Below are 5,121 nucleotides of genomic sequence, written 5' to 3'. Positions count from 1 at the left end.
GATCGCGGCCGCGCCGAAGCCCCGCGGCTCGGTCCACGTCCAGATCGACATCGACCCGCAAAGCTTCCTGTGAGCATCGCTTCGCCCTTGCGGCGGGCGACCCGATCCTGTCATGGCAGGCAGCGTGTCGCACAAAGTGGGGAGGGGATGGCATGGGGATCGGTCGGCTGGTGTTCGCGACGCTTCTCGGCCTCGCCTGCCCACCGACTATGGCGCAGGACCTAGAACCGGACGCCGCGCCCGTCGCCGGTCCGCCGGCCGCGCAGGACACGATCTTCTGGTATCCCGCCCCCTCGCGCTGCACCTACTTCACGCCCGAGGCCCGGGCCGCCTTCCGCTTCGACGATCCGCAGACATGGCGCTTCGCCTTTCTCGTGATGCGCGAGACCAAGGCGGAGAGCCCGGCCGAGCGCGGCTACGTCATGGTCGACGGCGTCCTGCGGGAGCTGGAGAAGGTGCGCTCGGGTGCCGACGCTGCCCAAGCCAACGTCACCGTCTGGCGCTCGGCGGGCGAGCCGCGCGTCAACGTCCACATGACGGTGCGCCAGACGGGCCGCACGGCCGAGACCGTGGACCTTGCCGGCACGATGACGCTGATTCGGGGCGACGGGCGGCGGGAGATCGCGGTGGAGGGCAACTGCACTGGCTGAGACCCGTCCGGCTTTGCCGCTTGGCCCGATTTCCGCTAAGCCGACGCGCGAACCGAACTCTTCCGCCGCGAGCTCCGATGCCGATCACGCTTCCCACCACCACGGTCGTTGCGCTGCCGTTCGCGGTCGCCTGCTTCAGCATCCTCTACGGGCTCTTCGCCCTGTTCGCGCCGGGCACGTTCCTGCGCATGGCCAAGCTTCAGCCGCTCGGCGAACGCCGCGTCGGCCTGTCCGAGATCCGGGGCTCGCTGGCGGGGTTTCCGCTCGGCGTGGGATTGGCGACCCTCTTCTTCTTCGACCAGCCGTTCACGCAGATGACGCTGGGGGCGGGGTGGCTGTTCGTGGCCTTCGGCCGCCTCGTCTCGATCCTGTCCGACGATGCCTCGACTTTCGGCAACTGGCTCTGGCTCCTCGTCAACCTTATCGTTGCGGGCGCATGTCTCGCCCCGGTTTTCGGGCTGGTGCCGGCCTGAGGCCGCCCCTCGTAAACCATGCTGTGAACCCGCGTTTTCAGCCCCTTCGCTCTGTTGTGGAGCGGGAAACCCTGTGCTAGACGACCCCTCATCGCGGTCAGCCCGGGGGCAGGTTCCCGGCGCTCGCGACCTTTTTTTGAACAGTTCCCACGAGCCTTCGCGACGCGACCGGGCGGACGCGGGAACCCAGATAAGAAGAGAAGCGATCGTCCGTGGCACAATCCTCCTCTCCGGTTTCCGGGGTCGCCGAACGCTACGCCCAGTCCCTCTTCGAGCTTGCTCGCGACGAAGGTTCGATCGACGCGACGGAGTCCGAGCTTCTGCAGTATCAGCAGCTGGTGGATGAGAATGCCGACTTCCGGCGTCTCGTCGAGAGCCCGGCGTTCACGTCGGACGATCAGCTGCGCGCGATTTCCGCTGTGGTCGCCGAGACGCGTCCGAGCGGGCTCGTCGGCAACTTCCTGAAGGTCGTGGCGGCCAATCGCCGGCTGTTCGCCCTGCCGTCGATCGTGCGCGGTTTTCGCGCCATGGCCGCCGAGCACCGTGGCGAGGTCGACGCGGAAGTCGTCAGCGCCCACCCTTTGAGCGACGATCAGCGGCGCGAACTGCGCGACGCGCTCGGCCGCTACACGTCGAAGACGGTCACCATGCGCGAGAGCGTCGACCCTGCGATCCTGGGCGGCCTCGTGGTCCGCATCGGTTCGCGCCAGATCGACACCTCGCTTCGCACAAAACTCTCATCCCTTAAGCTTGCGCTGAAAGAGGTCGGCTGATGGACATCCGGGCCGCGGAAATTTCCGCAATCCTCAAGAACCAGATCAAGAACTTCGGCAACGAGGCGGAAGTCTCCGAGGTCGGTACGGTTCTTTCCGTCGGTGACGGCATCGCCCGCGTCTACGGCCTCGACCAGTGCCAGGCCGGCGAAATGGTCGAGTTCCCCGGCGGCGTGCGCGGCATGGCGCTGAATCTCGAGTCCGATAATGTCGGTATCGTGATCTTCGGCTCCGATCGCGACATCAAGGAGGGCGACACCGTCCGCCGCACCGGCGCGATCGTGGACGTTCCGGTCGGCAAGGGCCTGCTCGGCCGCGTGGTCGACGGTCTCGGCAACCCGATCGACGGCAAGGGCCCGATCGAGTCCACCGAGCGTCGCCGCGTCGACGTCAAGGCGCCCGGCATCATTCCGCGCAAGTCGGTGCACGAGCCGATGTCGACCGGCCTCAAGGCCATCGACGCGCTGATCCCGGTAGGCCGCGGCCAGCGCGAGCTGGTCATCGGCGATCGCCAGACCGGCAAGACCGCCATCCTGCTTGACACCTTCCTCAACCAGAAGCCGGCGCACGACGCGGGCGCCGAGAAGGACAAGCTCTACTGCATCTACGTCGCGATCGGCCAGAAGCGCTCGACCGTCGCGCAGTTCGTCCGCACGCTCGAAGAGCGCGGCGCGATGGCCTACTCGATCGTGATCGCGGCGACCGCGTCCGACCCGGCTCCGCTCCAGTACATCGCGCCGTTCGCCGGCTGCGCCATGGGCGAATACTTCCGCGACAACGGCATGCACGCCGTGATCGCCTATGACGACCTGTCCAAGCAGGCCGTGTCCTACCGCCAGATGTCGCTGCTGCTGCGCCGTCCGCCGGGCCGCGAGGCCTATCCGGGCGACGTCTTCTACCTGCACTCGCGTCTTCTGGAGCGCGCCGCCAAGCTCAACGACGAGATGGGCTCGGGTTCGCTGACCGCGCTCCCCGTGATCGAGACGCAGGCCAACGACGTGTCGGCCTACATCCCGACCAATGTGATCTCGATCACCGACGGCCAGATCTTCCTCGAGACCAACCTGTTCTACCAGGGCATCCGTCCGGCGGTGAACGTCGGTCTCTCTGTGTCGCGCGTCGGCTCGGCCGCCCAGGTCAAGGCGATGAAGCAGGTCGCCGGCTCGATCAAGGGCGAGCTCGCGCAGTACCGCGAGATGGCGGCCTTCGCGCAGTTCGGCTCGGACCTCGACGCTTCGACGCAGCGCCTTCTCAACCGTGGCGCCCGCTTGACCGAGCTCCTGAAGCAGCCGCAGTTCTCGCCGCTGAAGACGGAAGAGCAGGTCGCCGTGATCTTCGCCGGCACGCAGGGCTACCTCGACAAGCTCAAGGTCTCCGACGTCGGCCGCTTCGAGGAGGGTCTCCTCACCTCGCTGCGCACCGAGCACAAGTCGGTGCTCGATACGATCGCGACCGAGAAGGCGCTGTCGGACGATACGCGCGCCAAGCTCAAGTCGGTCCTCGAGCACTACTCGAAGTCCTTCGCCTGAGCCTCAACGCCGCTCGCACTAACGGCTCCGGCCGCCCAGGAGACTGACCCGACAGATGGCTTCGCTCAAGGATCTGCGAAACCGCATCGCCTCGGTCAAGGCGACGCAGAAGATCACCAAGGCCATGCAGATGGTCGCGGCGGCCAAGCTCCGCCGCGCCCAGGATGCGGCCGAGGCGGCTCGCCCCTATTCCGAGCGCATGGCATCGGTCCTGGCCAACATCTCAGGGGCCATGGAGGACGGCGAAGGCCTGCCTCTGATGATCGGCACCGGCAAGGACGACGTGCACCTGCTCGTTGTCTTCACGTCCGACCGCGGCCTGTGCGGCGGCTTCAACTCGCAGATCGTGCGTCTGGTCCGCGAGCATATCCGTCGGCTGGAAGCGGCCGGCAAGACGGTCAAGATCATCTCGGTCGGCAAGAAGGGCACCGACCTGATGCGCCGCGACTTCGGCGATCGGATCGTCGCCCGCCTCGACCACGGCGGTGCGCGCACCATCGGCTTCTCGGCCGCCGAAGCCGTCGCCGACAAGGTGATGGAACTCTTCGAGGCCGGCGAGTTCGACGTCGCGACGATCTTCTACTCCGCCTTCGTCAACGTCATCACGCAGGTGCCGACCGCTCAGCGGATCATTCCCGCCGAGGTGCCGACGGCCGAGGCCGCGACGACCGAGGCCGGCGGCGCCACCGCGCTCTACGAGTACGAGCCGGGTCCAGAGGAGATCCTCGCCGATCTCATCCCGCGCAACATCAAGGTCCAGCTCTTCCGCGCGCTTCTCGAGAACGGCGCCTCGGAGCAGGGTGCCCGGATGAGCGCGATGGACAACGCCACGCGCAACGCCGGCGACATGATCAACAAGCTCTCGATCTCCTACAACCGTCAGCGCCAGGCGCAGATCACGACGGAACTGATCGAGATCATCGCGGGCGCCGAAGCGCTCTAAGGGATCGACGGCAGCGCCGCGACGGGCGGCGCGCCGGGAAACGACATGATTGGCGCGGAGGGGCGGGGCCGCCGGACGCGCCGGACACTTTCGAGAGGACACTCGCATGGCTGACACACTGGATATGAACGGCCGACGCGGCCGGGTCTCGCAGGTCATCGGCGCCGTCGTCGACGTGCAATTCGATGACCACCTGCCCGAGATCCTCAACGCACTGGAGACCGACAACAACGGTAGCCGGCTCGTGCTCGAGGTCGCCCAGCACCTCGGCGAGAACACCGTGCGCACCATCGCGATGGACCTGACCGAAGGTCTCGTTCGCGGCCAGCCGGTGACGGACACGGGCACCCCGATCCAGGTGCCGGTCGGCGACGGCACGCTCGGCCGCATCATGAACGTCATCGGCGAGCCGATCGACGAGGTCGGCCCGATCCAGTACGAGACCAAGCGCGGCATCCACCAGCCGGCGCCTCCGTATGTCGACCAGAACCCGGAATCGCAGATCCTCGTCACCGGCATCAAGGTGATCGACCTCCTCGCGCCTTACGCGCGCGGCGGTAAGGTCGGCCTGTTCGGCGGCGCCGGCGTCGGCAAGACCGTTCTGATCCAGGAACTGATCAACAACGTCGCCAAGGCGCACGGCGGCTACTCCGTGTTCGCCGGCGTCGGCGAGCGCACCCGCGAGGGCAACGATCTCTACCACGAGATGATCGAGTCCGGCGTGAACAAGGACCCGCACGAGAACGGCGGCTC

At 67.1% G+C, this 5,121-nt stretch carries 5 protein-coding genes and 1 pseudogene; all 6 read left to right on the top strand.

Annotated elements, in window-relative coordinates:
* The first annotated feature begins 152 nt into the window (after nucleotides 1-152).
* Entirely contained in the window at nucleotides 153-650 is a 498-nt protein-coding gene (locus QZ753_RS06000; protein ID WP_294641879.1) for a hypothetical protein, read from the top strand.
* A 77-nt stretch (nucleotides 651-727) separates the two neighbouring features.
* Complete coding sequence (locus QZ753_RS05995; protein ID WP_294641877.1) at nucleotides 728-1,123, top strand: DUF4345 family protein; 396 nt, start codon at nucleotides 728-730, stop codon at nucleotides 1,121-1,123.
* Nucleotides 1,124-1,335: 212 nt separating this feature from the next.
* Nucleotides 1,336-1,896: a F0F1 ATP synthase subunit delta gene (locus QZ753_RS05990; RefSeq protein ID WP_294641875.1), complete on the top strand. Its 561-nt coding sequence runs from the start codon at nucleotides 1,336-1,338 to the stop codon at nucleotides 1,894-1,896.
* On the top strand, nucleotides 1,896-3,425 hold the full coding sequence (atpA, locus tag QZ753_RS05985) for a F0F1 ATP synthase subunit alpha (RefSeq protein WP_294641873.1): 1,530 nt from the start codon (nucleotides 1,896-1,898) through the stop codon (nucleotides 3,423-3,425). The genes QZ753_RS05990 and atpA overlap by 1 nt, the downstream gene beginning before the upstream one ends.
* Before the next feature lie 55 nt (nucleotides 3,426-3,480).
* Nucleotides 3,481-4,368: a F0F1 ATP synthase subunit gamma gene (locus QZ753_RS05980; protein ID WP_294641871.1), complete on the top strand. Its 888-nt coding sequence runs from the start codon at nucleotides 3,481-3,483 to the stop codon at nucleotides 4,366-4,368.
* A 106-nt stretch (nucleotides 4,369-4,474) separates the two neighbouring features.
* A pseudogene (locus tag QZ753_RS05975) lies at nucleotides 4,475-5,121 on the top strand (F0F1 ATP synthase subunit beta); the annotation flags it as partial.

Source organism: uncultured Aureimonas sp. (assembly GCF_913775355.1).
Taxonomy (GTDB): domain Bacteria; phylum Pseudomonadota; class Alphaproteobacteria; order Rhizobiales; family Rhizobiaceae; genus Aureimonas.
This window is presented reverse-complemented; position numbering and strand designations above follow the sequence as displayed.